At 40.5% G+C, this 24,145-nt stretch carries 25 protein-coding genes, 4 pseudogenes and 3 riboswitches; of the genes and pseudogenes, 9 read left to right on the forward strand and 20 right to left on the reverse strand.

Annotation, left to right across the window (positions count from 1 at the left end):
• Positions 1 to 24 precede the first annotated feature (24 nt).
• The 5 genes and pseudogenes from QA442_RS15025 to QA442_RS15050 all read right to left on the reverse strand — a co-directional run.
• A pseudogene (locus QA442_RS15025) lies at positions 25 to 237 on the reverse strand (tunnelling fold family protein); the annotation flags it as partial.
• Positions 238 to 385: 148 nt separating this feature from the next.
• Positions 386 to 970, reverse strand: a complete 585-nt coding sequence (locus tag QA442_RS15030) for a site-specific integrase (protein WP_279473289.1) — start codon at positions 968 to 970, stop codon at positions 386 to 388.
• Positions 954 to 1,298 carry an N-terminal phage integrase SAM-like domain-containing protein gene (locus QA442_RS15035; protein WP_279473290.1) on the reverse strand — a complete coding sequence of 115 codons (345 nt, stop codon included), beginning with the start codon at positions 1,296 to 1,298 and terminating at the stop codon, positions 954 to 956. The genes QA442_RS15030 and QA442_RS15035 overlap by 17 nt, the downstream gene beginning before the upstream one ends.
• A 203-nt stretch (positions 1,299 to 1,501) precedes the next feature.
• Positions 1,502 to 1,807: a hypothetical protein gene (locus QA442_RS15040; protein WP_095431422.1), complete on the reverse strand. Its 306-nt coding sequence runs from the start codon at positions 1,805 to 1,807 to the stop codon at positions 1,502 to 1,504.
• Between the two features lie 13 nt (positions 1,808 to 1,820).
• Positions 1,821 to 3,223 (reverse strand): annotated as a pseudogene (locus QA442_RS15050) (lipase).
• A gap of 50 nt (positions 3,224 to 3,273) precedes the next feature.
• Here QA442_RS15050 and QA442_RS15055 point away from each other — a divergent pair.
• Both QA442_RS15055 and QA442_RS15060 read left to right on the forward strand, forming a co-directional pair.
• Positions 3,274 to 3,636: a DUF1433 domain-containing protein gene (locus QA442_RS15055; protein WP_041334455.1), complete on the forward strand. Its 363-nt coding sequence runs from the start codon at positions 3,274 to 3,276 to the stop codon at positions 3,634 to 3,636.
• Between the two features lie 175 nt (positions 3,637 to 3,811).
• Positions 3,812 to 4,177 (forward strand): DUF1433 domain-containing protein, encoded by a 366-nt coding sequence (locus QA442_RS15060; protein WP_095431423.1) that lies wholly within the window; start codon positions 3,812 to 3,814, stop codon positions 4,175 to 4,177.
• 619 nt (positions 4,178 to 4,796) lie between these two features.
• Here the strand turns inward: QA442_RS15060 and QA442_RS15065 are convergent.
• Both QA442_RS15065 and QA442_RS22150 read right to left on the reverse strand, forming a co-directional pair.
• Positions 4,797 to 5,129, reverse strand: a complete 333-nt coding sequence (locus QA442_RS15065; RefSeq protein WP_041336582.1) for a hypothetical protein — start codon at positions 5,127 to 5,129, stop codon at positions 4,797 to 4,799.
• A 139-nt stretch (positions 5,130 to 5,268) separates the two neighbouring features.
• Positions 5,269 to 5,958: pseudogene (locus tag QA442_RS22150) on the reverse strand (M15 family metallopeptidase).
• A 34-nt stretch (positions 5,959 to 5,992) separates the two neighbouring features.
• On the opposite strand from QA442_RS22150, the gene QA442_RS15080 reads away from it, so the two are divergent.
• A complete protein-coding gene (locus QA442_RS15080; protein WP_095431424.1) occupies positions 5,993 to 6,628 on the forward strand; it encodes a helix-turn-helix domain-containing protein in 636 nt (211 codons plus the stop codon).
• Between the two features lie 241 nt (positions 6,629 to 6,869).
• Here the strand turns inward: QA442_RS15080 and queF are convergent, their stop codons facing one another.
• The 5 genes and pseudogenes from queF to QA442_RS15105 all read right to left on the reverse strand — a co-directional run bounded on the left by queF (position 6,870) and on the right by QA442_RS15105 (position 10,550).
• On the reverse strand, positions 6,870 to 7,367 hold the full coding sequence (gene queF, locus QA442_RS15085) for a preQ(1) synthase (RefSeq protein ID WP_095431425.1): 498 nt from the start codon (positions 7,365 to 7,367) through the stop codon (positions 6,870 to 6,872).
• Positions 7,368 to 7,384: 17 nt separating this feature from the next.
• Positions 7,385 to 8,116: a 7-carboxy-7-deazaguanine synthase QueE gene (gene queE, locus QA442_RS15090; RefSeq protein ID WP_095431426.1), complete on the reverse strand. Its 732-nt coding sequence runs from the start codon at positions 8,114 to 8,116 to the stop codon at positions 7,385 to 7,387.
• Positions 8,109 to 8,556 (reverse strand): annotated as a pseudogene (gene queD, locus QA442_RS15095) (6-carboxytetrahydropterin synthase QueD). The gene queE and the pseudogene queD overlap by 8 nt, the downstream one beginning before the upstream one ends.
• Positions 8,549 to 9,208: a 7-cyano-7-deazaguanine synthase QueC gene (gene queC / locus QA442_RS15100; protein ID WP_095431427.1), complete on the reverse strand. Its 660-nt coding sequence runs from the start codon at positions 9,206 to 9,208 to the stop codon at positions 8,549 to 8,551. The pseudogene queD and the gene queC overlap by 8 nt, the downstream one beginning before the upstream one ends.
• 127 nt (positions 9,209 to 9,335) lie before the next feature.
• Positions 9,336 to 9,380: riboswitch (PreQ1 riboswitch) on the reverse strand.
• A gap of 126 nt (positions 9,381 to 9,506) precedes the next feature.
• Positions 9,507 to 10,550 (reverse strand): YkvI family membrane protein, encoded by a 1,044-nt coding sequence (locus tag QA442_RS15105; protein ID WP_095431428.1) that lies wholly within the window; start codon positions 10,548 to 10,550, stop codon positions 9,507 to 9,509.
• A 364-nt stretch (positions 10,551 to 10,914) separates the two neighbouring features.
• Here QA442_RS15105 and clpE point away from each other — a divergent pair, with 364 nt between their 5' ends.
• From clpE to motB, 3 genes are all read left to right on the forward strand, one after another.
• The gene (gene clpE / locus QA442_RS15110) at positions 10,915 to 13,014 is read left to right on the forward strand and encodes an ATP-dependent protease ATP-binding subunit ClpE (protein WP_095431429.1); all 2,100 of its coding nucleotides are present in this window, start codon (positions 10,915 to 10,917) and stop codon (positions 13,012 to 13,014) included.
• A gap of 381 nt (positions 13,015 to 13,395) precedes the next feature.
• Positions 13,396 to 14,208 (forward strand): flagellar motor stator protein MotA, encoded by an 813-nt coding sequence (motA, locus tag QA442_RS15115; protein ID WP_014663751.1) that lies wholly within the window; start codon positions 13,396 to 13,398, stop codon positions 14,206 to 14,208.
• Positions 14,180 to 14,965: a flagellar motor protein MotB gene (motB, locus tag QA442_RS15120; protein ID WP_095431430.1), complete on the forward strand. Its 786-nt coding sequence runs from the start codon at positions 14,180 to 14,182 to the stop codon at positions 14,963 to 14,965. The genes motA and motB overlap by 29 nt, the downstream gene beginning before the upstream one ends.
• A 39-nt stretch (positions 14,966 to 15,004) precedes the next feature.
• Here the strand turns inward: motB and mhqR are convergent, their stop codons facing one another.
• A complete protein-coding gene (mhqR, locus tag QA442_RS15125; RefSeq protein ID WP_003232475.1) occupies positions 15,005 to 15,442 on the reverse strand; it encodes a MarR family transcriptional regulator MhqR in 438 nt (145 codons plus the stop codon).
• A gap of 192 nt (positions 15,443 to 15,634) precedes the next feature.
• On the opposite strand from mhqR, the gene kinD reads away from it, so the two are divergent.
• A complete protein-coding gene (gene kinD, locus QA442_RS15130; protein ID WP_080478213.1) occupies positions 15,635 to 17,155 on the forward strand; it encodes a sporulation kinase KinD in 1,521 nt (506 codons plus the stop codon).
• A 27-nt stretch (positions 17,156 to 17,182) separates the two neighbouring features.
• On the opposite strand, the gene QA442_RS15135 is transcribed toward kinD, so the two are convergent.
• Entirely contained in the window at positions 17,183 to 17,614 is a 432-nt protein-coding gene (locus tag QA442_RS15135) for a hypothetical protein (RefSeq protein WP_014663748.1), read from the reverse strand.
• An 86-nt stretch (positions 17,615 to 17,700) separates the two neighbouring features.
• Positions 17,701 to 17,958, reverse strand: a complete 258-nt coding sequence (gene spo0E / locus QA442_RS15140) for an aspartyl-phosphate phosphatase Spo0E (protein ID WP_003218598.1) — start codon at positions 17,956 to 17,958, stop codon at positions 17,701 to 17,703.
• Between the two features lie 202 nt (positions 17,959 to 18,160).
• On the opposite strand from spo0E, the gene QA442_RS15145 reads away from it, so the two are divergent.
• Complete coding sequence (locus QA442_RS15145; RefSeq protein ID WP_095431431.1) at positions 18,161 to 18,481, forward strand: YkvA family protein; 321 nt, start codon at positions 18,161 to 18,163, stop codon at positions 18,479 to 18,481.
• A 40-nt stretch (positions 18,482 to 18,521) separates the two neighbouring features.
• On the opposite strand, the gene mtnD is transcribed toward QA442_RS15145, so the two are convergent.
• From mtnD to mtnE, 5 genes are all read right to left on the reverse strand, one after another.
• A complete protein-coding gene (gene mtnD / locus QA442_RS15150) occupies positions 18,522 to 19,058 on the reverse strand; it encodes an acireductone dioxygenase (protein ID WP_095431432.1) in 537 nt (178 codons plus the stop codon).
• A gap of 14 nt (positions 19,059 to 19,072) precedes the next feature.
• Positions 19,073 to 19,702, reverse strand: a complete 630-nt coding sequence (locus QA442_RS15155; protein ID WP_095431433.1) for a methylthioribulose 1-phosphate dehydratase — start codon at positions 19,700 to 19,702, stop codon at positions 19,073 to 19,075.
• Positions 19,660 to 20,367, reverse strand: a complete 708-nt coding sequence (gene mtnX, locus QA442_RS15160; protein WP_069149498.1) for a 2-hydroxy-3-keto-5-methylthiopentenyl-1-phosphate phosphatase — start codon at positions 20,365 to 20,367, stop codon at positions 19,660 to 19,662. The genes QA442_RS15155 and mtnX overlap by 43 nt, the downstream gene beginning before the upstream one ends.
• On the reverse strand, positions 20,364 to 21,581 hold the full coding sequence (gene mtnW / locus QA442_RS15165) for a 2,3-diketo-5-methylthiopentyl-1-phosphate enolase (protein ID WP_041521503.1): 1,218 nt from the start codon (positions 21,579 to 21,581) through the stop codon (positions 20,364 to 20,366). The genes mtnX and mtnW overlap by 4 nt, the downstream gene beginning before the upstream one ends.
• An 83-nt stretch (positions 21,582 to 21,664) precedes the next feature.
• Positions 21,665 to 21,765, reverse strand: a riboswitch (SAM riboswitch).
• Between the two features lie 38 nt (positions 21,766 to 21,803).
• Entirely contained in the window at positions 21,804 to 23,000 is a 1,197-nt protein-coding gene (gene mtnE / locus QA442_RS15170; RefSeq protein WP_095431434.1) for a methionine-glutamine aminotransferase, read from the reverse strand.
• Positions 23,001 to 23,094: 94 nt separating this feature from the next.
• On the opposite strand from mtnE, the gene QA442_RS15175 reads away from it, so the two are divergent.
• The gene (locus tag QA442_RS15175; RefSeq protein ID WP_095431435.1) at positions 23,095 to 23,874 is read left to right on the forward strand and encodes a carbon-nitrogen family hydrolase; all 780 of its coding nucleotides are present in this window, start codon (positions 23,095 to 23,097) and stop codon (positions 23,872 to 23,874) included.
• Positions 23,875 to 23,957: 83 nt separating this feature from the next.
• A riboswitch (SAM riboswitch) is annotated at positions 23,958 to 24,114 on the forward strand.
• Positions 24,115 to 24,145 lie beyond the last annotated feature (31 nt).

Raw genomic sequence — 24,145 nt, forward strand, 5'->3', positions numbered from 1 at the left:
TCTATGTAAGGACATCTTGTGCCATTAACGATTATCAATCGTCTCCGGATACAAATCATGGTTCATCATACGGTATTCGGCCATTTTTTCATACTTCGTGCTAGGTTTTCCGTAGTTTGTGTATGGATCAATGGAAATTCCGCCTCTTGGCGTGAATTTGCCCCATACTTCGATGTAGCACGGGTCCATTAATTCAATCAAGTCATTCATGATGATGTTCATGCAGTCTTCGTGGAAGAAAAGACAGGTCAAAGTCTTGTCCCATAAGTGCTTGCTCCAGACATTAAACATGAAGTCACACCAATTTCACACCTTGCCAAACGATTGATCAAGGTTTTTTTAGACACTTCAGCGTCCATTGCAGGCAGCACATGAGTATATGTTTTTAGTGTTGTTGTAATTCGTGCGTGCCCCAATCTTTCCTGACGATCCTGGGGTTAAACTTTAGAATCCCAATTAAAAAGGTAGCATGTGTATGTCTTAAATCATGGCAGCGAAGTTTAGGTAAATTCAATGCATCTCTTGTTACATTAAATGCTCTCCTATAATTATTAGGATGTACCCAGTTCCCTGTTTTAGAGCATACAATTAAATCGTAGTTCTTATAATCGTTTCCTACAATTCGCTTCTCCTTTTCAATCATTGCTTTGTGATTTTTCAAACTCTCACAGAGCATTTCTGGGATACATATTGTTCTATAAGATGTGAGTGTTTTTACCTCAGGAACTAAACCGTATGATCCTTTTTCATTTATCTTGGCCAAAGTCTGACGAACTGTTATAGTCTTTGCTTCAAAATTAACGTCTCTCCACCTTAGCCCTAATACTTCTCCCATTCTAATTCCTGTTTGAATCTGAATTTCAAGTCCAATGTAATTCCTGGTTAGATTCAATAAAACATTTCTGGCATTCAGGAACGCTCTTATGTCCTCTTCATCCCAAGACCGAACAATCTTATTGTCTACTGACATCATTTACAACGTTATAATTGAACGTGCTTTGTTTAGAAACTTTCTTCAAAATCTCTGCTACAATGCCATAAGCCGTTCGAATTGTTGCAGCTGAAAGGTTTCTTTCTCTAGCTAGTCTATTCACATATGCTTGTAAAACTGCTTCATTTATTTCTTTAATTTTAAACTTCCCAAGATAAGGGATAATGTTGTATTCAAACTGTTCTCGGTAATTTACAATCGTACTAGGACGCAAACGAATTGTTTTGTCTTCAAACCATTTTTCTGCGTACTTTCCAAAATTCATATTGAGGTCAAAAGTAGTTTTTCTTTTCTTCCTTAACTTCAATCATTATTTTCTTTATAGGAAAAAATATTCAATAAGGTATGTAGAACAAACTGATGCCAGTGAAGATTTAGATCAGTTTTACAAACAATTTGCAAAGCTACTTTTTGAAAAATATCTTGAAGATAAGAACAAAAAAGGAAATTAAGGAAAATAGATGATATAGCAAAACCCCATCACATCTAAAGTGAAGGGGTTATTTTATGCTATTTAGTTTTAATACTTCTTAGAAAAGCACTTCTGTTCTCAGTGGCATTTGTCAGCATTGTTGCATTTTCATTGAACCTTTGTACTAATGCTTCTTTAGCTTTACCTTCAAATGAAGAGAGTAAAGCAACATACACTTCAGCTATAACCTGTTGAGCTGATGAAAAGTCTGATGCGTTTTTTGTGTCTTCTTTTAGGTTCTGGCAATGAGTTTTTAAAGTTGAACCCACAATTTTTTTTAATTCCTCATTCTGTTGTAAACGTCTGTAAAATTCATCCGCATCCATGTTAACACCATATGGCAATTCAAATCCCCCCTTATAACCGTAACCAGCTTGCTAATTCATTATCCTTATCTTTTAAATCCTCAGCCATTTTAACAATAAACTCACTAATATCCTCTAAATCTCTAATCAAATAATGAAGAGAAGCTTCAGTTTGATACTGTTCTTCTGAGTCATAAAATGCTGCCCCATCTTTCACATAAGGTGCGTGAAACAATACAGCTTTATCAACATCGCTTGGATCTAGATCCTTGAATTCTCCTAACCTCTTACCACAAATAGTTTTTACGTCATAAACCATTTTGCTGTGATCATGAGGGAATCGTTCAATTGCTTGTTTCTTTGTTTTTAAGTCTTCGATAGTTTAGCTAATTCTTTTGCATACTTTGCATCCACTTTAATTGTCTGGCCATTCATGCCTGAGAAAGATGAGAATGATTCGATATTCTGGTTATAAACACCTTTGCTGCCATCAACACTTTGGATATTACCATTCTTATCAAATGTAAAGTTCGAATCGTTTAAACTATGAGTATCAGGATTTTTTGCAAATGCTTGGCCATAGAAGGAAGTAATAAGACTCCCTAGAACACCTGGAATACCTAAAGATGTATTAAGCCGGTTTGCTCTATCTTGGCGGGCAATGCTAGGATTTTTCGTGTATATCGTTGTTCCGTTGTGTCTGTCGTATTCTAAAAACCAACCTGAACCCACCATATCATCAGGATTAATGATTGCTTTGTGATACAGGTCAAATTCGCCATTTCTGATTTTCTTCTGTGTTTCTTCATCATGCAGCTTAACAATGGAAGGGTTGTTAAAAGCGACACTGTAAACGTTATTGTTTACACCAGCATATTCGGCATCTGCTCCTCCAAGTGAGTGACCTGTTGTGGAAATCACTGTGTTAGTGCCAGCATACTTTTTCACTTCATTGGCAACGAGCTTATCACCTTGATCAAATTGAGATGTCTTAGTGACAATTTTGTATTTTCCGCTCTTAATCAACATTGCTTGTTCCATACTGCCGTTATACTTGGCAATAGCTTTAGAGTTTTCAGACGCATCTTTTTTCATTATGTATTGGACTTTCTTTTTCGGGTCTTTACCCATTACCACGTTGCCGCCATCTGCACTTATAACATCAGCTTTAATTTGTTCCTGATTTGTTCCTTGAAAACCTACAACGACATTTTCTGGTTCTTTTGGTTTTACCCATTTGCCTTCTTTTTTCTTGGCTTGGACAAATACGTAAACATCTAGGCCTGTGTCTGGATCTTTTTTGATTTTATCCACGTAAAATGCCTTTTTTGATTTATTTACTATGGGAGTCTTATTTTCATAGGCTTTTTTCATTTTCTTTTCACTGTATGTATTTTGACTGAGATAAAAATAGTCTTTATCTGATAAATTAGGTATGTCGGTCTTTATATTCATGTACAATACCCCTACCCTCATGTAAAATATAAGACAGAAAGGATGGTTTTATGAAAAAATACATAATTATCCTTATAGCTCTGGTTATTATAACACTTGGAGGGATATTTATGAAGGAACAACACGACAAAAAAATGGAAGCCCAAGAAGCAAAAAAAGAAGAATTGTATACCGTGGCTAAAAAAAGAATGACTGACTTTATTAAAACAAACTATAAAGATATTGAACGAATTGATTACACTGATGATTATGAGGTAAACCCAATGGGCGGCATTGAAATCAATGGTTATCTCAATGGAAATAAGAAAAAAGAAATATGGGGAATTTACGACAAAACTAATGACGAAATAGGATCATTTACTGTGGATGCAACCGAGAAGCCTGAGTGCGAAGATAAAGTATGTGAGTATTAAGTATACAACTCTCCCCTTAATGTCGAGGGGTCTTTTTTACGCCTTCTCCTTACCTCATCCAGAATAAATGCAACAAGAATCAAAACAATTGAAAGAAAGATTCTCTCCACAGTTAATTTAATGTTAAACAAAATATATGAATCCACTCTTATTTCACGGCCAAAAGGATGATTTAATGAAGAAAGCCATAATTATACTTACTACTCTGGCTCTTATAACACTTGCAGGACTTTTCATGAAGGAACAACACGACAAAAAAATGGAAGCCCAAGAAACTCAGCAAAAGGAAGAGTTGTACTCTTTGGCTAAAAAAAGAATGAATGATTTTATTGAAACAAACTATAAAGATATCCAGTCAATTGAATACAACAATGATTATGAAATAAACCCAATGGGTGGTATTTCAATTAATGGCTATTTAAACGGAAACAAAGACAAAAAAATTTGGGGGATATATGATAAGGCAAATGATGAAGTTGGAGTATTCAAAGTAAATGCTACCCGAAAACCTGAATGCGAAGATAAATTATGTGAGTATTAAGTAAAATAAAGCTCTATCAAGTTAAGGATAGAGCTTTATTTAATCCTGTATTGTTGTTAGTTCACCATTTGGGTACTTTAACTTTCTTTACAAATGATAAAATTCTTCAAAAGAAACCAAGGGAGGTCTCCCTATTGCGATTAAACATATATACAATTATTTTCATTATCCTTGCTATAGCATCAAATTTAATTTCTATCTTCGTATTTCATCAAGGTATTTTAGCGTATGTTCTTGCCATTATCTTTTTATTAGTCGCTGGATATTCCACAAAATTCACTAAACCTAAAGACCAAAATAAAACTAAATAAAAAAGAGAGAGAATAAATTAATTTTCTCCTCTCTTGACTTTATACCTTTTCCACACTTTTTCAAGAATAAATGCAACTATAATAACAACAACTAAAACAATTAATGTCACATTGAAAGAAAAATTTTCTCTCACGTTTCCCATTAATAATGCCCCTAAAAATCCGAACACAAAACTCATTAGTAATTTCACTGTGAAGTTCATACCTTTCTTACTTTTCTCTTAATTCAATTCAAAATTTAAACAAACGTGAACTTCTCGATCAATTTACATTCCAACAGGAGGATCAAACTTTGAGATTACCATCTTTTATTCCCCTTTTTCTTCTTTATGTCTACAGTAGCTGCATAGTTCATCTTCTTCAATGTGGACAGCTGCGAGCATTTCTTCCCAAGGGATACGCTCATAATCCCTACGGCAATGTGGAACATAATTAATGTCTCCAACACCATGTCTTAAAAATGTATACCATTGTTTATCAGTTAATTCTTCTGCTCCCTTATCAATAATCAAACGAGCAATGCCTAAAGCTGCGGCATTTTCAATCAATTCATTCTCTAAAACCTCTTTCAAATAATAAGCAAACATGTCCCTATCACCTAAAATACGAGATTTCAATTCCTCTTCTTCATGTTTTTTCATTTTATTTGTCCTCCCCTTCTATAAGTATCATTAATATACGGGATAACTAAAACAATAGTTTCATATTTCTTAACGTTTATTCCTTTTCAAATAAATAAAAGAATTACCTCGAAAATATTCAAGGGAACTATTTATTTACTTAAACCATTTTGCCGTACTGACCAGACACATATCGGCGTTTACCGTTATGAATGATCTCCCAGTATCCTTTAGAGTTATTGGAGCCTCTAACAGACCCAGCGATATCAATTGTCTTACCAGCCCAATTGTACCAACATTTTTAGCTTTAATACGGTCAGGTTTGTCCATAATAATGGCGGCATTTTTAACACCTGCAATTTTGATGTTACCGACTGATTTAATGCCTGAATTTGTGGATTTTGAAGGTTTAGAGGCTTTAACTGGTGCAGAAGATATTTTCTTTCCTAAGGTGTCTGTACCATAGCCTTTATAGTTAAATTGAAGATGTGGCTGATCGACAAAACCTTTCCAGTCTCCTCCCCATTCAAATCCAATTGACTTGGCATAAGCAATAAATTTTTTGATATCTGCAGCACCGTAGCCATTCCATTTAGTATCAGATTTAGAATAGCCACCAGTTGGTACAAAGTCCAAAGCCTGACCCAAGGTGATATGATTTCATTGTCTGTGAAACACCTTTATTAACATTCTGGCGTTGTTGTGCTTCAGTACGAATCGTTCCATAGATAAGCACGCCAATTTTGTTTTTCTCTGCGTAAGCCAATATAGCAGCTGCTTTTGTGTTATCCGCAAGTTTGTTGATATTGTCCATATTGTCCATATTTCTTGAGTAATAATACATTGTCATATTAGGTTCCTCCGTTTTATTTAGTAAGATTATGTTGTTTCAATACTGTCTTTTGAGCGAAGTTGGCAAATCAGACGCATACATTAGCCAAATTGAAAACAACAGGAATAAACAGCCTGATTACGATACTTTGTATAAGATTTTTCAAAAGTTAGGAATTGAAGAAGAGCGAATTGAAGATTACCTTGATCATTTCGGGTATTGGTCTCCTGAAAAATGGGAGCATGCAGAGGCTGAAGCTCAAAAAGAAAGACAAAAACAACTTTACAACGATCCAAGCTATATTGAAAGAGAGCTTAAATATTTAGATAATGATGTTGTAAGCAGGAATAGGAGTAGAATTTCTAACAATGGATTTGATTTAATCAAAGAAAAGTCTAATGAATATATGGGAGAAGTTGCAGAAGTACTCGAAAATATTGTTTATGAACCATCAGGTAAGGGATTTGAAATTGTTAGTGGATTAAATAAACTTACCGGTGAAATGATACTCAATAAACAACTATTCAATTTTACATCAAAATTGTTCAACAGTGATTTACCAAGATTAGATGAACAGGGAATGCTAAAAGTTTTAAATACAGTCATTGAGGAAACAAATCGTATTAACAAAGAAAAAACTGCATTTGGTAAACCTAAAATAATTAAACCAATTAAAAGTCTAGATTAAAAATGATGTCCTATGCAGGGCATTTTTTTGTGGATAAAAAAAGAAAAGACGTACAATTTGTACGCCTTAAACTGCTTCTGTACTATCCATTTTTAGCTGCATTAAAGTCACAGTTCAGGTTGCACCTCAGGTCACACTTTTTGATGCAGTCCCCATGAATAGAGCCATTTTCAGGTGTGACTTTTCCCACTTTTACCGTGACTCCACTTCGTCTCACACTCCGTTTCACACAACGGAATAATTAACGATTATTAATCGTCTCCGGATACAAATCATGGTTCATCATACGGTATTCGGCCATTTTTTCATACTTCGTGCCAGGCTTTCCGTAGTTTGTGTACGGATCAATGGAAATTCCGCCTCTTGGCGTGAATTTGCCCCAAACTTCGATGTAGCGCGGGTCCATTAATTCAATCAAGTCATTCATGATGATATTCATACAGTCTTCGTGGAAGTCACCATGGTTTCTGAAACTGAACAAGTACAGCTTTAATGATTTGCTTTCAACCATTTTTTCATCAGGAATGTAGCTGATGTAGATTGTTGCAAAGTCAGGCTGTCCTGTTTTTGGACATAAAGATGTGAATTCAGGACAATTGAATTTTACAAAGTAATCACGGTTTACGTGTTTATTCGGGAAGGATTCCAGCACGTCCGGCGCATATTCGAACAAATAATTTGTACCTTGGTTGCCTAGCAGTGTTACACCTTCTAATTCTGATTCTTTTCTTGTCGTCATGTTCATCTTCCTTTCTATTATACTCCGCGTTTGTTGCCCCATAACAGGGTGTGCAGCTGCGGGAGCACTCTGACGAGATTCAGCTCCGCATCGGCAGCTACCTTATCAACAAGCGCTTCATATTTTCCAAGTAAATGTGCAATCAGTGACTGGTCATCTGTCGTATGCACGTCATCATTGCCGACTTGTAAATAAAAAGGAATCCCGGGGTACCTCTTGTGCACCGTTTTGGCAAATTCCAAATCTTCATCATTAAAGATGACAACCTTCAAGCTGACAGCATGCTGTCTATCATTCTCTTGAAGTGAAGTTAAAATGTGGTCAAGCTTTTGAAAGTTCGTCACCATTTTTGAGCTTGGCGGTTTTGGAGAAATTGTCAAATCATCAATCAGCGTAAACCAATCCTGATAGACGGTCCCTTGAGTTTCAAGCGCTGCACGGATGTTATTTTCCTTCAGCAGTTCAATAAAAGCATCCAGCTGTTTTAACAGAGCCGGGTTACCGCCTGAGACCGTCACATGAGAAAACGCATCTCCCCCAATGTCCTTAAGCTCTGCAAAAATTTCTTCTGCCGTCATCCAGCGAATATCTTTTTTAGCAGACCCGTCCCAAGTGAAGGCGGAGTCACACCAGCTGCAGGAATAATCACAGCCGGCTGTCCGGACGAACATCGTTTTCTGTCCGATCACCATGCCTTCTCCTTGAATCGTCGGGCCGAAAATTTCTAATACAGGAATTCCTTTAGCCATTCAAACCACCCTTTTTCGGACGGTAGACACAGTAGCTTGTCGGTGTTTCACGGACAAACACCTGTACACAGGCCGGCTTATTCTCCAAAGTGTCTAAATAAGCCTGTACGTTGTCATAAATTGTTTTCGCCACGACTTCAGTTGTCGGCAGCGAATACCTCGTCCTGAGAAAAGTCTTCATGATCATTTAATAGCGTATGATCATAGTTTCCATGCACCAGTTTTTTGAGTACGCTGAAATTGACAAGGAAGCCGGAGTCGTCAAGTTCGTCGCCGGCAACGGTTATATTTACGGTATACGTATGCCCGTGAATCCTGCTGCACGCTCCCGCACTTTCCCGAGGGATAAAATGAGCGGCTGAGATGTGCATGTCCTTATTCAGTTCAAACGAATAAGGATGCTGGACCTGCGGATAAATTTGAGATAACAATTTATGCACGCTCTCCTTTCATCACCATATATTCTTCATAACCTCTTGAACGAAGATGGCATGCCGGACATTCGCCGCAGCCGTCTGCGATGATGCCGTTATAGCACGTCAGCGTGTTGTTTTTCACAAAATCCAGCGCGCCAAGCTCATCTGCAAGCTTCCATGTTTCCGCCTTATTGAGCCACATGAGAGGCGTGTGGATCACAAACGGCTTCTCCATCGCCAGATTTACCGTTACATTGCAAGATTTCACGAATTCGTCACGACAGTCAGGATAACCGCTGAAGTCTGTCTCGCAAACTCCTGTAATAATGTGGCGCGCGCCAATTTGGTAAGCCAGGATAGACGCAAAGGATAAGAATACCAAATTGCGGCCTGGAACGAATGTGGATGGCAGTTCGCCGTCTTTTGCTTCTATCTTAATATCATTTCTAGTCAGGGCATTCGGTGCAAGCTGATTTAAAAGTGACATATCAAGCAAATGATTTTTCACACCAAGCTTTTCCGCAATGGATTTTGCCACTTCAACTTCCTGCGAATGCCGCTGATTATAATGAAAAGTCACCGTTTCGACTTCTTCGAATTCTTTTAAAGCCCACAGTAAGCATGTGGTGCTGTCTTGACCGCCGCTGAATACGACAATTGCTTTTTCTTTTTTCATGATTCCTCTCCTTCTCCGCAATAAACACATCGGCGAGAGACATCGCTACAGCTGATTCACGCAAAAAAACACCTTTTCGGAAGGTGCTCTAGAAAAACATAAAAAAGGCCGTATCCAAGGATACAGCTCGTCCTTAGTTTTTTATAGAGGGTGTAGCTAGAACCTCTCCCGCATACCGCACGGATTTTCTTCAATTTTTTCACTTCTGCTATCTTACCATAATGTTGTTTTTCTTGACAATAAAAAAGTCAGTCCCCGCTTCAAGATCTATTGTGACGGTTCGCTTCTTTATATATAGTTATAAACTGCGCCGCCGAGGAGCCTTTTTACAAATCAAGGCGCCTATGAAGGCCAGACTCACATAGCCAAACATGGGATAAATCGTTGAAATGAGCTTGCCGTACCCTATTTGGCTCGTGATATAAGCCGTGATCATAATGGCTGCAAAGATATATTTGCTTTTTATTGGAAGAAAACTCTGGACTTGTTTTTCTAATCCATATAAATTACCGATAACTGATGTGAACACTTCTCCGAAAATAATGAGTAAATAAATCAAATGGACAGATCTTGCAAAAAGATAAACCACTTGCGCCATCGGTATATCATACAAAAATACATCCGGAAGAGTCGACAAAGACAGAAAACTCGCGGACAGCACAATCGTCAGCATCGTGCCTCCGATTAAAGCGCCTTTTTTGATCACTTTCTCCGAGGACATTTCATTCGCCAGCGGAACCAAAACCGCTTGGGCCAGCGATAAATTCAAAGCCCCGTAAGAAAAGGCTGATAACAGCCAATCCCAGCGATGCGGCCAGACCCACTGAGCTGCGTTTCGTGATTCACTGAATATAAAAGAGTCGGCCACTACAATCATTGAAAAGATGATTAAAAGGGGAACAACAAACACATTGACACCGAAAATGCCTTTTACTCCTCTGGTCATCACAATTAAGCTCAGACCGATTGTAATAAGCATCCCAATCTGAGCGGACATCCCCAATTGTTCCTCAAAAAGCGCCCCTGCTCCTGAGAGCATAACAGATGTAACTCCGAGGAGAACAAACAGCATAAATACATTGATAATCCGCCCAGCAGTCGTCCCGAACAAAAAGATGTTCATTTCTTGATATGACTTGGCATTGATTCGCTTTGAAATGATCATCAGCTTGGCGCCCAGTAACGTAAACATTCCGCCGCTGACGAGAATGCCGAATAAACCGAACCAGCCGAACTTCAGAAAAAACTCAACAATTTCTCTGCCAGTCGCAAATCCAGCTCCGACTACTGTGCCGACATACACAAAAGCAAGCTGACCTGCAGACCCTTTTGATTGTTCCATTTCTCCCCTCCGAACGAACCGCAGTTTTGTCCATAGATGCCTTTTTATAACCTATGAGACAAGTTCCTTGAAAAGACGAAGAAAACATGTTTTACTTTGTAACAAATTAAAAAATATTGTGCAAAAGACTTGAAAGTCAAAGATGGTCAGAGTATACTATTAATCAAAGTTGGTCAAACAAACCGGCCTTTTTTAAAAAACATTTGGTCAAAGATAGTCAAAAAGTAAGGTTGCTTTGAGCATATTGTTTTGAATGCCGTTACGTTTGCCATATACTAATAGTCAAAGAAGGTCAAATTCAATAGACCTTTTTATTCACTTTTATTGGTCAAAGAAGATCAAATTATTAAGGAGGTTTTGGCAAATGCGTTGTCAACATTGTCATCAAAACGAGGCGACGATTCGCCTTAACATGCAAATAAATTCCGTTCATAAACAGATGGTTCTATGTGAAACTTGTTATAACGAACTGACCCGTAAACCTTCAATGAGTATGGGTCCTCAATCTTTCGGATTTCCTTTTGAACAGGCATTCCAGCCGAAAGAACAAAGCGCAGCAAAACAAAGCGGAAAAAAAGGGCTGCTTGATGAGCTGGCTCAAAATATTACAAACGGTGCTAAAGCCGGTCTCATTGATCCCGTCATCGGCCGTGATGACGAGGTGGCGCGAGTGATCGAAATTCTAAACCGCCGCAACAAAAACAATCCGGTTCTTATTGGGGAGCCGGGTGTAGGGAAAACTGCCATCGCTGAAGGACTCGCTTTAAAAATTGCTGAAGGCGATGTTCCAAACAAACTGAAAAACAAAGAGCTATACTTGCTTGATGTTGCATCCCTTGTTGCAAATACAGGGATCAGAGGCCAATTTGAGGAGAGAATGAAACAGCTGATCACTGAGCTGAAGGAACGAAAAAATGTCATTCTCTTCATTGATGAAATTCATCTTCTCGTCGGCGCAGGCTCTGCAGAAGGATCAATGGACGCCGGCAATATTCTCAAACCGGTCCTAGCCAGAGGCGAACTGCAAGTCATTGGGGCGACAACACTGAAAGAATACCGTCAAATCGAAAAAGATGCTGCGCTGGAAAGACGTTTTCAGCCTGTCATGGTGCAGGAGCCTTCAATTGAACAAGCTATCCTCATTCTGCAAGGAATTAAAGACAAATACGAGGCGTACCATGGCGTGACATTCAGTGATGAAGCAATCAAAGCATGTGTCACGTTATCATCCCGCTACATTCAGGACAGACACCTGCCGGATAAAGCAATTGATTTATTAGATGAAGCAGGTTCAAAAGCCAACCTGTTAATCGATGAACTGAATGATGAGGATGCGGCTGAACGCTTAACTGCAATTGAAGCCGAAAAAACCAAAGCCCTTGAAGAAGAAAATTACGAACTGGCGGCAAAACTCCGTGATGAAGAAATCGCATTGGAGAAAAAACTGAACAGCTCCTCCGCTCAAACCGCTGTCACTGTGGAAGCTGAGCACATTCAGGAAATTGTTGAACAAAAAACAGGCATTCCTGTCGGCAAACTGCAGGCAGACGAACAAACGAAAATGAAAGAGCTTGAAGCAAAACTTCATGAACGCGTGATCGGACAAGAAGCCGCTGTTCAAAAAGTGGCAAAAGCGGTAAGAAGAAGCCGCGCCGGATTAAAATCCAAAAACAGACCAGTCGGCTCCTTCCTCTTTGTCGGTCCTACCGGCGTAGGGAAAACAGAGCTCTCTAAAACACTGGCGGATGAATTGTTCGGCACAAAAGACGCTATTATCCGTCTCGATATGAGCGAATACATGGAAAAACACGCCGTATCTAAAATTATCGGTTCACCGCCTGGATATGTCGGCCATGAGGAAGCTGGACAATTAACTGAAAAAGTGCGCCGCAATCCTTACAGCATTGTGTTGCTGGATGAGATTGAAAAAGCACACCCAGACGTTCAGCATATGTTCCTGCAAATTATGGAAGATGGCCGTCTGACAGACAGCCAAGGCAGAACCGTAAGCTTTAAAGACACTGTGATCATTATGACAAGCAATGCGGGTGCTGGCGAGAAACAAACGAAAGTCGGTTTCCAATCAGATGACAGTGTCATCGAAGAACAAACATTGATTGATTCACTGAGCATGTACTTTAAACCTGAGTTCCTCAACCGTTTTGACAGCATTATTGAGTTCCGCTCATTGGATAAAGAACATCTGGTCAAAATCGTCAGCCTTCTTCTTGGAGAACTTGAAGAAACATTGGCTGAACGGGGCATCAGCTTGAATGTGACAGCTGAAGCGAAAGAAAAAATCGCTGAGCTTGGCTACCACCCTTCATTCGGTGCACGTCCGCTTAGAAGAACCATCCAAGAATGGGTTGAGGATGAAATGACTGATCTGCTGCTTGATAACAGCGAGATCACAGGTTTTCACGTCATTTTAGAAGATGATAAAATCAAAGTACAAGCGAATTAACAATTAGCGGTTTCCTTTTAGGAAGCCGCTTTTTTATGCATTCATACTCTTGACTGAGAAAATACCGTCCCTTCCCCTGAAGCGCTGATTCCTTTCATCTTTTAGACTTTTTTTAAGGAGGGATGGAACATGTTTATATATAGTGAATATGTATTTCTACTATTATATGAATACAGTCTGAAGGACAGCTTGCAAACAAACTGCCAATTTCATTAAACCCCCGGGCTTTTCAATTTTGAAAAGTCCGTTTTTGTTTATTTCTCCCTTCTATGCCTCTTCCTTGAATATTTCATGAACAAATTCACAATGTCCCTAAAGTTCCGGGCACCAAAACCGATATTAACCATAGACAAGCTAGTAAAAAAGGATTTGGTGAAAACTATGGATAAAACTTCGTTAATCGGTATTATTCTTGCTTTTGTGGCATTGAGTGTGGGAATGGTTCTGAAAGGCGTCAGCTTCAACGCGCTTGCAAACCCCGCCGCCATTTTAATTATTATCGCCGGGACAATCTCAGCAGTCGTTATTGCGTTCCCAACAAAAGAAATTAAAAAAGTGCCTGCGCTGTTCCGAGTGCTATTTAAGGAAAATAAACAGCTGACAATAGAGGAACTCATTCCTATGTTCTCTGAATGGGCCCAGCTTGCACGCCGCGAAGGTCTGCTTGCTTTAGAAGCAAGCATTGAGGATGTAGATGATGCTTTCTTGAAAAACGGACTCAGCATGGCTGTTGACGGGCAAAGCGCGGAATTTATCAGAGATATCATGACAGAGGAAGTCGAAGCAATGGAGGACAGGCACCAAGCCGGAGCCGCTATCTTTACACAAGCGGGAACATACGCGCCAACACTTGGTGTACTCGGCGCTGTAATCGGGCTAATTGCCGCCCTCTCTCATATGGATAACACAGATGAGCTTGGGCACGCCATCAGTGCTGCCTTTGTTGCCACACTTCTTGGTATCTTCACAGGATATGTGTTATGGCATCCCTTCGCAAATAAATTAAAGCGAAAATCAAAACAAGAAGTAAAACTGCGTGAAGTCATGATTGAAGGTGTGTTATCCGTTTTAGAAGGACAGGCACCGAAAGTCATCGAACAAAAGCTTTTAATGTATCTTCCTGCGAAGGACCGCTTGAAATTTGCAGAACAAGGAGAGGCGCAAAATGGCGAGAAAAAAGAAGAAGAAGCATGAGGACGAGCACGTTGATGAATCATGGCTCGTGCCTTACGCCGACATCCTTACTCTTCTCCTGGCATTGTTTATTGTGCTGTACGCGAGCAGCTCAATTGACGCAGCTAAGTTTCAAATGCTTTCAAAATCATTTAATGAAGTCTTTACAGGCGGCACCGGCGTACTGGACTACTCCAGTGTCACTCCTCCTGAAAACGAGTCAGACGGCATCGATGAAGTGAAAAAGGAAAAAGAAGAGAAAGAAAAAAACAAGAAAGAAAAAGAAAAAGCAGCTGATCAAGAAGAACTTAAAAATGTGAAGAGCCAGGTGGAAAAATTCATCAAAGATAAAAAGCTTGAACATCAGCTTGAGACGAAGATGACTAGTGAAGGCCTCCTGATTACGATTAAAGACAGTATCTTCTTTGACTCTGGAAAAGCGATCATTCGTAAGGAAGATGTACCGCTTGCAAAGGAGATTTCAAATCTTCTTGTGATTAACCCGCCAAGAAATATCATTATCAGCGGACATACTGATAATATGCCAATTAAAAATTCTGAATTCCAATCAAACTGGCATTTAAGCGTCATGAGAGCGGTAAACTTTATGGGGCTTTTGATTGAAAACCCCAAGCTCGATGCAAAAGTGTTCAGTGCCAAGGGTTATGGCGAGTACAAACCGGTGGCTTCCAACAAAACTGCGGAAGGCCGAAGCAAAAACCGGCGGGTTGAAGTTCTCATCCTGCCAAGAGGCGCAGCGGAAACAAATGAAAAATAGAAAAAAAGGAAGCCCTGTGACATATCAGGCTTCCTTTTTTTACTTATTGTGAAACTGTTTTGCGTTTAACCCTACTCTTTTTAACATTTCAGTGCACATCTCTACCTCTTCTTCGCTTAATACGCTGATCATTTCATCAATTTCAGCAGCGTGATCAGGGAAAATATCGTTCAAAAGACCGATGCCTTTTTCAGTAATTTGTGCAAATGTCACCCGTCTGTCTGTAGGAGAAGCTTTCCGAATGAGAAGTTCTTTTTGCTCCAGCTTATCTACAACGTATGTGATGCTCCCGCTAGCCAATAGAATTTTATCCCCTATCTGCTGCAGCGGCTGATCGCCTTTATGATATAAAAGCTCTAGTACAGCAAATTCAGTCGGATTCAGCCCGTGCTTATGAATATGCTTATTCATATGATCATTAATAGACCGATACGCGCGCGACAGCACGATAAATAACTTCAGTGATTTTTCTGTCATGTCTCAATCATCCTTTTAGAAACCGTTACAGAGAAACATTAATAAACAAAGACCAAAATGTCAATAAAAATCTTTCCAATATTTCTCTTCTTTTTTAAAATGTTAGCTGCTCAACATCTTTTTCTAATTTTTTTGGTTATTTTTTCTTATTAAAGAAGAAGAAACAATGATATAATACCTCTAATCAGGTGTATGTTGGAGCGATGCAAATTGAAAATACTAAAAGGCGCCTGCGGGAGAGTCAAACTTTATATCATACTGGTCGTGATTCCGGCAATCGTCATCAGCTTTTTCGTATATGAAAAAGAAAAAGACACAATAGCTGCAGAACATAAGCAAGAAGCAAGTGTCCTGCTAAACCTTCACCGCAATAAAATCAATTATTTAATCGGAGAAACGATGGCACGAATGACCTCCTTGTCCATCGCCATTGACAGACCGGTTGATATAAAGAAAATGCAGTCGATTTTGGAAAAGACCTTTGATTCAGAGCCGAGATTTTCCGGCCTCTATTTTCTAAATGCCAAAGGAGACGTCACCGCAAGCACAACCGAATTAAAAACGAAAGTAAACCTGGCCGACAGATCTTTTTTTACAAAAGCAAAGGAAACAAAAAAGACAGTCATTTCAGATAGTTATTCGAGCAGAATTACAGGACAGCCCATTTTTACAATTTGTGTCCCTGTTTTGGACTCAAAACAAAATGTGACAGATTATCTTGTCGCAGCTATTCAAATTGATTATTTGAAAAATCTCATTAACTTGCTGAGCCCTGATGTTTATATTGAAGTCGTGAACCAAGACGGGAAAATGATTTTTGCGAGCGGACAGGCCTCCCGTGTAAAAGATCAGAAACCTGTCAGCGGATATTTGGATGATATCAGCTGGAATATGAAAGTATATCCGAACCCTGTCACAATAGAAGAATTGACAAAAAGCCTTGTACTTCCGCTTTCATGCAGTATTGTGCTGCTGAATATCCTTTTTATTCTCGTGCTGTATTATTTGCTGAAGCGCCAGACCCAGCTGGAGCGCTCAGAAAATGAGGCGCAAAAATTAGAGCTGATCGGGACGCTTGCGGCCAGCACAGCCCATGAAATCCGTAACCCTCTCACAGGGATAAGCGGCTTTATTCAGCTGTTGCAGAAGAAATATAAAGGTGAGGAAGATCAGCTTTACTTCTCCATTATCGAACAGGAGATCAAGCGCATCAATCAAATTGTGAGTGAGTTTCTCGTTCTCGGCAAGCCGACAGCTGAAAAATGGGAACTGAACTCGCTTCAGGACATTATCGGAGAAATTATGCCGATCATCTATTCTGAGGGGAACCTATACAATGTTGAAGTCGAATTACAGTATTTAACCGAGCAGCCCTTACTCGTAAAATGTACAAAAGATCATATTAAACAAGTGATTTTAAATGTGGCAAAAAATGGACTTGAGTCAATGCCTGAAGGAGGCAAACTGACGATCTCCTTGGGAGCTTTAGATAAAAAAGCCATAATCAAAGTTGTGGATAACGGTGAAGGGATTTCTCAGGAAATGCTGGATCACATCTTCCTTCCCTTTGTTACTTCTAAAGAAAAAGGAACCGGTCTCGGTCTTGTCGTTTGTAAACGGATCGTGCTGATGTACGGAGGCTCTATTCATATTGAAAGTGAAGTGCGAAGAGGCACAGAGGTGACAATTACCCTCCCCGTGTCCGCTTCATAACCCCCTGACCTTGTCAGGAGGGTTTTTTTATCTTCGTGACCGGGCATTTCCATTCGACTTGCCTGCTGGACTGCCGGAAAAAAGGATTTTGATGAAACGCAGCAGCATTTTCAGAAGCCAAAAAACCATAAAAAATACTAAAAAACCCTTTATGCCTTCTGTGGCATCTAAAAACTCCATATTCCCTCTCCCCGTCACTTTTTGCTGAATCTCAATCGCAAATACGATCACAATGATAACTGTAACAGTATAGATAAAGGACAAGGCTGTTATACTCCATTTAGAAAGCCACGTAAACACAACATGAGTGAAACCGAAAAAAAGAATGCCAAAAATGCCGATCACCCAAAAATGCATTTCTTTGTCAGTTAAGTGAATGCCGAATAATCCGCATATAGAAATAAAAGCATCATGAAATTCATTGACCATTTCAGTAATAAGAATCGCCAGTTCTTTCATTAGTTCCCTCTTTCATATGAAATTTTCCAGAAAAAAAGAGCGCTTCTGAAAAGCTCTCTCTCTTTATATATGCATCTGATAGGCCGCTATTTATTTGCATCATATGCTGGCATAACATCTCTGCGGGGCCACAAGCCTAATTTCTTTACAAGACCTTGAATCCCTTGGGAATGTTCGTTTTCTTGCATAAGCTGGTGATATTCATTTATTAAACAATCCAGCTCCTGACTGTGCCTGATCGTGTCATGCCCTGTAAATCCCTGCTTTCTAGCGGCATCTATCATTAACTTTCTTTTTTCATCAATAGACACCAACAATCTTTCTTGTTCAGAAGAACCGCCCATTCACTTCACCCCTCGCCGCTAAGAAATAGGAAACAAGTTTGATTGGGTTATTGTGCATTATTACAGATTATACTTTATTTGTAAACATATTTTCATTAAATAAGTTAATTTTTCAGGTATAATAGATATATTGATAGGATTAGAAAAATAATACCCAGGTGAAGAATATCTTAAACACGCCGCCAGGCAGGAGGTATGCCCAATGAAGAAAAAGAAAGCAATAATGCTCGGAGCGGCAGGCGGAAAAGCGATTTTAAAGAGGAAAAACCGAAAAAAATGTATCCAGCACATCACTACTTTTTTTCAGATGATTCGCGATTGGCGAAATGGCAATTACCCTCGTTCACAGGTTAAAACACTTTTGCTGCTAACTGCTGCCATCTTGTATATCGTCATGCCGCTCGATATCATTCCAGACGTTATACTAGGTCTTGGGTTTATTGACGATGCAGCTGTCTTAGGTTTCATTTGGATGCTAATTAAAAAAGAACTGTCACAGTATGAAAAGTGGCGTTTGCAATAAATATAAAAAGCCCCGTTCGGTGAACGGGGCTTTCTCATGCTTATTGACTCACGCTGTTTTTTTCATAAATCGGAACCCAGCCTTCAGTTGTGACAAAAATTCTCACCGCGACAACTTTGCGGTCCTCCTGAAGCGTGAAGTAATGGCGGATATTCTCAGGCACGGAGATTAAATCTCCAGGGTTCAAACGGACATCAAAAAACGTGCCGTCCTTGCCTTGAATGACAAAAATACCGTGTCCGCTTACGATAAAACGAACCTCATCGTCTGTATGGTGATGCTCTCTTTTAAAATTTTCAAGCAGTTCATCAAGTTTCGGGTTGCTGTCTGACAATGAAATAACATCCTGTGCTTTGTAGCCCCGGCGGGTTGAGATGTCTTTAATTTCAGTTTCAAAGGTATCAAGAATTTGCTGTTTTTCTTCTTCTGTCAAATCATATTTCTCTGAGAGATGTTCCGGAAGCTTCGCGATATTCCATTGCTCATAAATAACCTCTTGACTGTCCAGAAAGCTTGCTACTTCCTCTTGATGTTTAATCGTTGTATTTGCCTCATCATGAATTCGAATTGTAGCCATTTCAATTCCTCCTTTTATTTAACCAGCTGATGCTGAAGGGTTTTCAATTTTAAATGGTAGCTGAACAAAAATTCAAACGCTTCAAGCACTCTTTTTGCTTCAAATGCTGTTCTCCCCCATGCGGTAATACCGTGATTGCGGATCAGAACAGCTCCTGAATCTCCTGAAACTTCTTCCTCAAACAGTGCCGCGAGCGTCGGAATATGAGCCGGATTTTCAATGATCGGAATGGTCACTTCTGCATTCTCTTCCCATAAGCCGAGTGCTTTTATAATTTCCTGGCCTCTGAATGTGATTTTCTTTTGGTCTCCGTATATCTCTGAAATCACATTATTGTTTACCGTATGGACATGCAGGCAGCATCCGGCATTGGTTTTATTGTACAAATGTGTATGAAGCAGTGTTTCCGCTGACGGTTTCAGAGAATGCCCGCTTTCAGCGGGCTCTCCGTTTTGGTCGACCAAAAGAAAATCCTCATCCGTCTCTTTGCGTTTATCTTTTCCGCTTGCAGTGACGAGAAATGTTAAAGGCTCATCAGTAACCTTAATGGACAGATTGCCGCTAGTCGCCGGAAACCAATCTCTCTCTGCCAATTCCCGTTTTACTTCAGCGAGCTCTCGCCATCGTTCTTGTTTTGCAGCCATTCCTGTACCTCCGTTACATTCTCAATTTCTTTTCTTATCTCATAAAAATCTTGATACGGGAGATGATTGAGGTTTTGCTCCTGGCATTCGTTTAATAAATAATCTCTTGCAAAGCATAAGTCAGACAGCTTTGCTGCCTCCACATCTGTAACCGAATCACCGATCATGATGATATATTGGTTTGGTTCAGAAAGTTCATGGATGACCGACGGCTTACAGCACCCGCATTGATTGCTGCATGTTCCCTTGCAAGAATGAGGCCAATCAATATGAATATAGTCATTGTCAAATGACGCATGATTGCAATAAACGCGGTCTTTCTCCACAATGCCTTCAAGCAAAGGATATACAAAAAAGTCCATCCCTCCGCTTATGACATAAAACGGAATCTCATTCTCATTGATAAACGCTACAAATTCCCGAAAGCCTTCCCTGATTTTTGCATCTTCCAATACAAAACTTGTAATTTCTTCTTTTAAACGGCTGGGCAGAAGGCCGAACATCCGCCCGACACCTTCCTTGATCGACAGCTTTTTGGAAAGTACGCCGTCTTTTAATGCCACCCACTCCGGCGGAGCGAATGTTTTCATGATATTTATAATGTTGTCGTTCATCGTGATGGTTCCGTCAAAATCACATATAATCAAAGGTTTTCGAGTCGTCATACGGCTTCAGCCTTTCCCCATTTGTCTAGCGCAAGCTTAAGATCCTTGCATTGTTCGGCTTTTTCATCAATCGGCTGGGCTTCTAAGACCGCATCAATTATGGCTCTGAACGCACGCCCCCCGCCTTGGGCACCGTTTGGATGTCCATGTACGCCTCCTCCGGCGTTAATGATATGATCTATGCCGAAATCACGCATTAATAGCGGAACCATGCCGGGGTGAATGCCTGCTGACGGAACGGCAAATGTTTGGTTAAAAGCATCCTCTCTCACACATTCTTCATGAATGGCCAGCGCATCAGCTCTTGGCAGCGCAACCGAACCATATGGAGACGGAAAGAGGCTGAAGTCAGCACCGCAATATCGGTTTAATTTCCCGAGTAAAAGTGCATGAGAAAATCCGTAAAACGGAGAAGATGTAAAGGCCCCGCTGACCGCTGGATGCGCCATAATCGGAATTGCGATTTCAGGATCTTCCGCAAGGCTTTGCATAACGTCCAAGCCGTAAGCGAAGACATTAAACAAAAGCGCATCAGCCCCCAATTCGGCAGCACGTCTCGCTTTGTCTTTCAGATCAGCCGTGCGTCCAGTCAAATTCACCGCATACAGCGTTTTATGTCCGGTTTGCTCATACGTTTCTTTTAATATTTGCTTTCCTTCTGTAATTCTTGTTTCAAAAGGCGCTAGACCTGTCTCAAAGAAAATTTCATCGTCTTTAATCAAGTCAACTCCGCCAAGCGCCTGCTGTCGAAGCTGTTCTTTAATATCACTCAGGTCCCTTCCGATTACACCTTTAAATATGCTCATTAACAGCGGTCTTTCAAACTCTCCCAGCAGCTTCCGGATGCCGTATACGCCAAACTTTGGTCCCGGAAGTACACGCTTAAATGCTTCAGAGAAGTGAAGATCGATTAATTTGATTTTTCCGTCCAAGGACAGCTTGCCAAACACTGTTGTCAGCAAAGCCGGAATATCCTGAGAGAAATTGATTTCAGGATAGGCAATTGTGATGACGGCTTGTTTTTCTGATACAGAAGATCCCTCTCTCTCCTCAACATTTATCACCCGCCCCTTGTGCTTTTGCATTTGCTCCTGCTTTACAAGGGGGAGATCAGTCCAGGAACCTACTGTCAATCCTGTTGCAATTTGTTCTGCTTTCTTCTCTGTATCAGCTCCCGGTTCTGTTAGGAGATATGTTGCTAATAACTCACTCATGCCAGAGCTCCTTTCATTTCATCCATAACAAAAAACCTCTTCAAACTGCAATCGCGTCTGAAGAGGTTTCGTTTCTCGTCCGAATCTTATCTCTCAGCCGCTAGCTGCAAGAATTAGCACCGTGCTTTATAAGTCGGTTGCCGGGCTTCATCGGGCTCGTCCCTCTGCCTGCTCTTGATAAGAAAATATAGATTTTATAAATTATTTTGAATTATCCCATCGTTATAGGCTCTTGTCAATGGTTTTTTGGGTAAACAGGTTTAGTTTGCCAATTCGATAAGCGGCTTCCTTGAGCCTTTCTTCACTTGTTAAAAGTCCGACTCTGACGTAGCCCTCTCCGTATTCACCGAAGCCGTTTCCAGCCGCAACCGCCACATTCGCTTTTTCCAGCAAAAGGTCTGAGAACTTCTCAGAAGTATAGCCTTCAGGTACAGGCAGCCATGCAAAAAATGACCCTGCTGGAGCTGTCACATCCCAGCCAATTTCACGGCATGCAGCAATCCAAGCGTTTCGCCTGCTCTCATATCGGGCATTTTGCTCTGCCACACACCTCTGATCAGCTAACAGTGCCTCTGCTGCAGCCTCCTGAGTCGCTCTGAAAAGACTGACAAACATATGGTCTTGATAAAGATTGATTGCTTCAATGACCGAAGCGTTTCCGACGGCAAAGCCAACCCGCCATCCTGCCATGTTATACGTTTTTGACAGCGTGTAAATTTCAATTCCAATATCCTTTGCACCTTCAGTCTGCAAAAAGCTTAAAGGCTTACAGCCGTCAAATCCTACAGCGCCGTAAGCAAAATCATGAACGACGCAGATTCCGTTTTCTTTTGCAAAGCTCACGGTTTCTTCAAAGAATTTAGAGGTAGCAACAGCTCCGGTCGGATTATTCGGATAATTTAAATACATCAATTTCGCTTGTTCTCTCACCTGAGCGGGGATGCTGCTGTAATCGGGAAGAAACGCCCTGTCCTTTACGAGCGGCATCATTTCCATCTTCGCTTTCGCGAGTGTGACACCAGACCAGTAATCAGGGTAGCCCGGATCGGGAACTAAGATCGTATCACCGGGATTCAACAAGCATTGCGGGAGCTCGACAAGACCGGCTTTTCCGCCGAATAAAACAGCGACTTCGGTTTCCGGATCCAGATCAATGCCGTACTCTCTTTTGTAAAATGCAGCAGCCGCTGACTTTAGGCTGTATGAGCCGCGAAAAGATGAATATTTATGATTCTCAGGATCAGCAACAGCTCGTTTCATTTCCTCGACGATATGTTCCGGTGTCGGCTGATCTGGATTTCCCTGTCCTAGATTGATAACGTCGTGTCCCTCTGCGAGCTTTCGGTTCACTTTCTGCACCAGGGAAGCGAAGAATTGTTTAGGCAATTCCTTTAATACATGAGACTGTTCAAATTTCATCTATTCTCACCTTCTAAAAAAATCTTGAAATGATAGTCCATCATCATATATGGTTAAATGAAAAAAGTAAAGAAAAATTTGGGGTGTTAAAAAGATGAAATGGGCGATATCTTGTCTTCAATTTGATATTTCATATGGTAAACCTTCGGAAAATATAAAAAAGGCTGAATTTTTGATCGAAAAAGAAAGCAAACATGCTGATGTTCTTGTTCTGCCTGAATTATGGACGACCGGATATGATCTGGCCAATCTTGATGAACTCGCTGATGAAGACGGCCATTTTGTTCAGAGCTGGCTGAAGAAAACGGCAAAAAAACATGGAGTTCATCTTGTTGCCGGATCGGTCGCTGTCAGAAAGGATTCTGATGTTTATAATACAATGTACATCGCGGATAAGGAAGGGCAAATCATTAAAGAGTACAGAAAAGCCCATCTTTTTCAGCTGATGGATGAGCATTTGTATTTATCAGCCGGTTCCGAAGATGGATGCTTTGAGCTTGACGGCGTCAAAAGCGCAGGATTGATCTGCTATGATATCCGTTTTCCGGAGTGGATCAGAAAACATACGACAAAAGGTGCCAACGTGCTGTTTATTTCCGCGGAATGGCCTCTCCCCCGCCTTGATCATTGGAGAAGCCTGCTTATTGCCCGTGCCATTGAAAATCAATGCTTTGTCGCAGCCTGCAATTGCACTGGTTCAAATCCGGATAATGAATTTGCAGGCCATAGCCTGATTATTGATCCATGGGGGCGTGTACTTGCTGAAGGCGGCCGTGAGGAAGGCATAGTCCGTGCGGAAATCGACCTTCATAAAAGCGTCGAGGTGCGGGAGAGCATCCCTGTTTTCGATGATATCAGAAAAGATTTATATTAAAAAATATATTGACAACTTATTAAAACACCTGTTAGTATGTTCATCAACTGATAAATTAGAATTGTTTAACAAATGAATATATTCTCTTATCGAGAGTTGGGCGAGGGATTTGGCCTTTTGACCCCAACAGCAACCGACCGTAATTCCATTGTGAAATGGGGCGCATCTTTTTCGCGCCGAGACGCTTGTCTCTTAAGGCACGGTGCTAATTCCATTCAGATCTGATCTGAGAGATAAGAGAGGCGGACATAGATGTTAAGCCTCCTTCTCT

Source organism: Bacillus stercoris, assembly GCF_029772985.1.
Classification (GTDB): Bacteria; Bacillota; Bacilli; order Bacillales; family Bacillaceae; genus Bacillus; species Bacillus stercoris.

What these genes read in the sequence shown, in the direction of transcription:
- QA442_RS15030 (WP_279473289.1), bottom strand. Translation starts at nt 970, where the DNA reads ATGTCAGTAGACAATAAGATTGTTCGGTCTTGGGATGAAGAGGACATA.
- QA442_RS15055 (WP_041334455.1), top strand. Translation starts at nt 3,274, where the DNA reads ATGAAAAAATACATAATTATCCTTATAGCTCTGGTTATTATAACACTT.
- QA442_RS15060 (WP_095431423.1), top strand. Translation starts at nt 3,812, where the DNA reads ATGAAGAAAGCCATAATTATACTTACTACTCTGGCTCTTATAACACTT.
- QA442_RS15065 (WP_041336582.1), bottom strand. Translation starts at nt 5,129, where the DNA reads ATGAAAAAACATGAAGAAGAGGAATTGAAATCTCGTATTTTAGGTGAT.
- queF (WP_095431425.1), bottom strand. Translation starts at nt 7,367, where the DNA reads ATGACGACAAGAAAAGAATCAGAATTAGAAGGTGTAACACTGCTAGGC.
- queE (WP_095431426.1), bottom strand. Translation starts at nt 8,116, where the DNA reads ATGGCTAAAGGAATTCCTGTATTAGAAATTTTCGGCCCGACGATTCAA.
- queC (WP_095431427.1), bottom strand. Translation starts at nt 9,208, where the DNA reads ATGAAAAAAGAAAAAGCAATTGTCGTATTCAGCGGCGGTCAAGACAGC.
- QA442_RS15105 (WP_095431428.1), bottom strand. Translation starts at nt 10,550, where the DNA reads ATGGAACAATCAAAAGGGTCTGCAGGTCAGCTTGCTTTTGTGTATGTC.
- clpE (WP_095431429.1), top strand. Translation starts at nt 10,915, where the DNA reads ATGCGTTGTCAACATTGTCATCAAAACGAGGCGACGATTCGCCTTAAC.
- motA (WP_014663751.1), top strand. Translation starts at nt 13,396, where the DNA reads ATGGATAAAACTTCGTTAATCGGTATTATTCTTGCTTTTGTGGCATTG.
- motB (WP_095431430.1), top strand. Translation starts at nt 14,180, where the DNA reads ATGGCGAGAAAAAAGAAGAAGAAGCATGAGGACGAGCACGTTGATGAA.
- mhqR (WP_003232475.1), bottom strand. Translation starts at nt 15,442, where the DNA reads ATGACAGAAAAATCACTGAAGTTATTTATCGTGCTGTCGCGCGCGTAT.
- kinD (WP_080478213.1), top strand. Translation starts at nt 15,635, where the DNA reads ATGTTGGAGCGATGCAAATTGAAAATACTAAAAGGCGCCTGCGGGAGA.
- QA442_RS15135 (WP_014663748.1), bottom strand. Translation starts at nt 17,614, where the DNA reads ATGAAAGAACTGGCGATTCTTATTACTGAAATGGTCAATGAATTTCAT.
- spo0E (WP_003218598.1), bottom strand. Translation starts at nt 17,958, where the DNA reads ATGGGCGGTTCTTCTGAACAAGAAAGATTGTTGGTGTCTATTGATGAA.
- QA442_RS15145 (WP_095431431.1), top strand. Translation starts at nt 18,161, where the DNA reads ATGAAGAAAAAGAAAGCAATAATGCTCGGAGCGGCAGGCGGAAAAGCG.
- mtnD (WP_095431432.1), bottom strand. Translation starts at nt 19,058, where the DNA reads ATGGCTACAATTCGAATTCATGATGAGGCAAATACAACGATTAAACAT.
- QA442_RS15155 (WP_095431433.1), bottom strand. Translation starts at nt 19,702, where the DNA reads ATGGCTGCAAAACAAGAACGATGGCGAGAGCTCGCTGAAGTAAAACGG.
- mtnX (WP_069149498.1), bottom strand. Translation starts at nt 20,367, where the DNA reads ATGACGACTCGAAAACCTTTGATTATATGTGATTTTGACGGAACCATC.
- mtnW (WP_041521503.1), bottom strand. Translation starts at nt 21,581, where the DNA reads ATGAGTGAGTTATTAGCAACATATCTCCTAACAGAACCGGGAGCTGAT.
- mtnE (WP_095431434.1), bottom strand. Translation starts at nt 23,000, where the DNA reads ATGAAATTTGAACAGTCTCATGTATTAAAGGAATTGCCTAAACAATTC.
- QA442_RS15175 (WP_095431435.1), top strand. Translation starts at nt 23,095, where the DNA reads ATGAAATGGGCGATATCTTGTCTTCAATTTGATATTTCATATGGTAAA.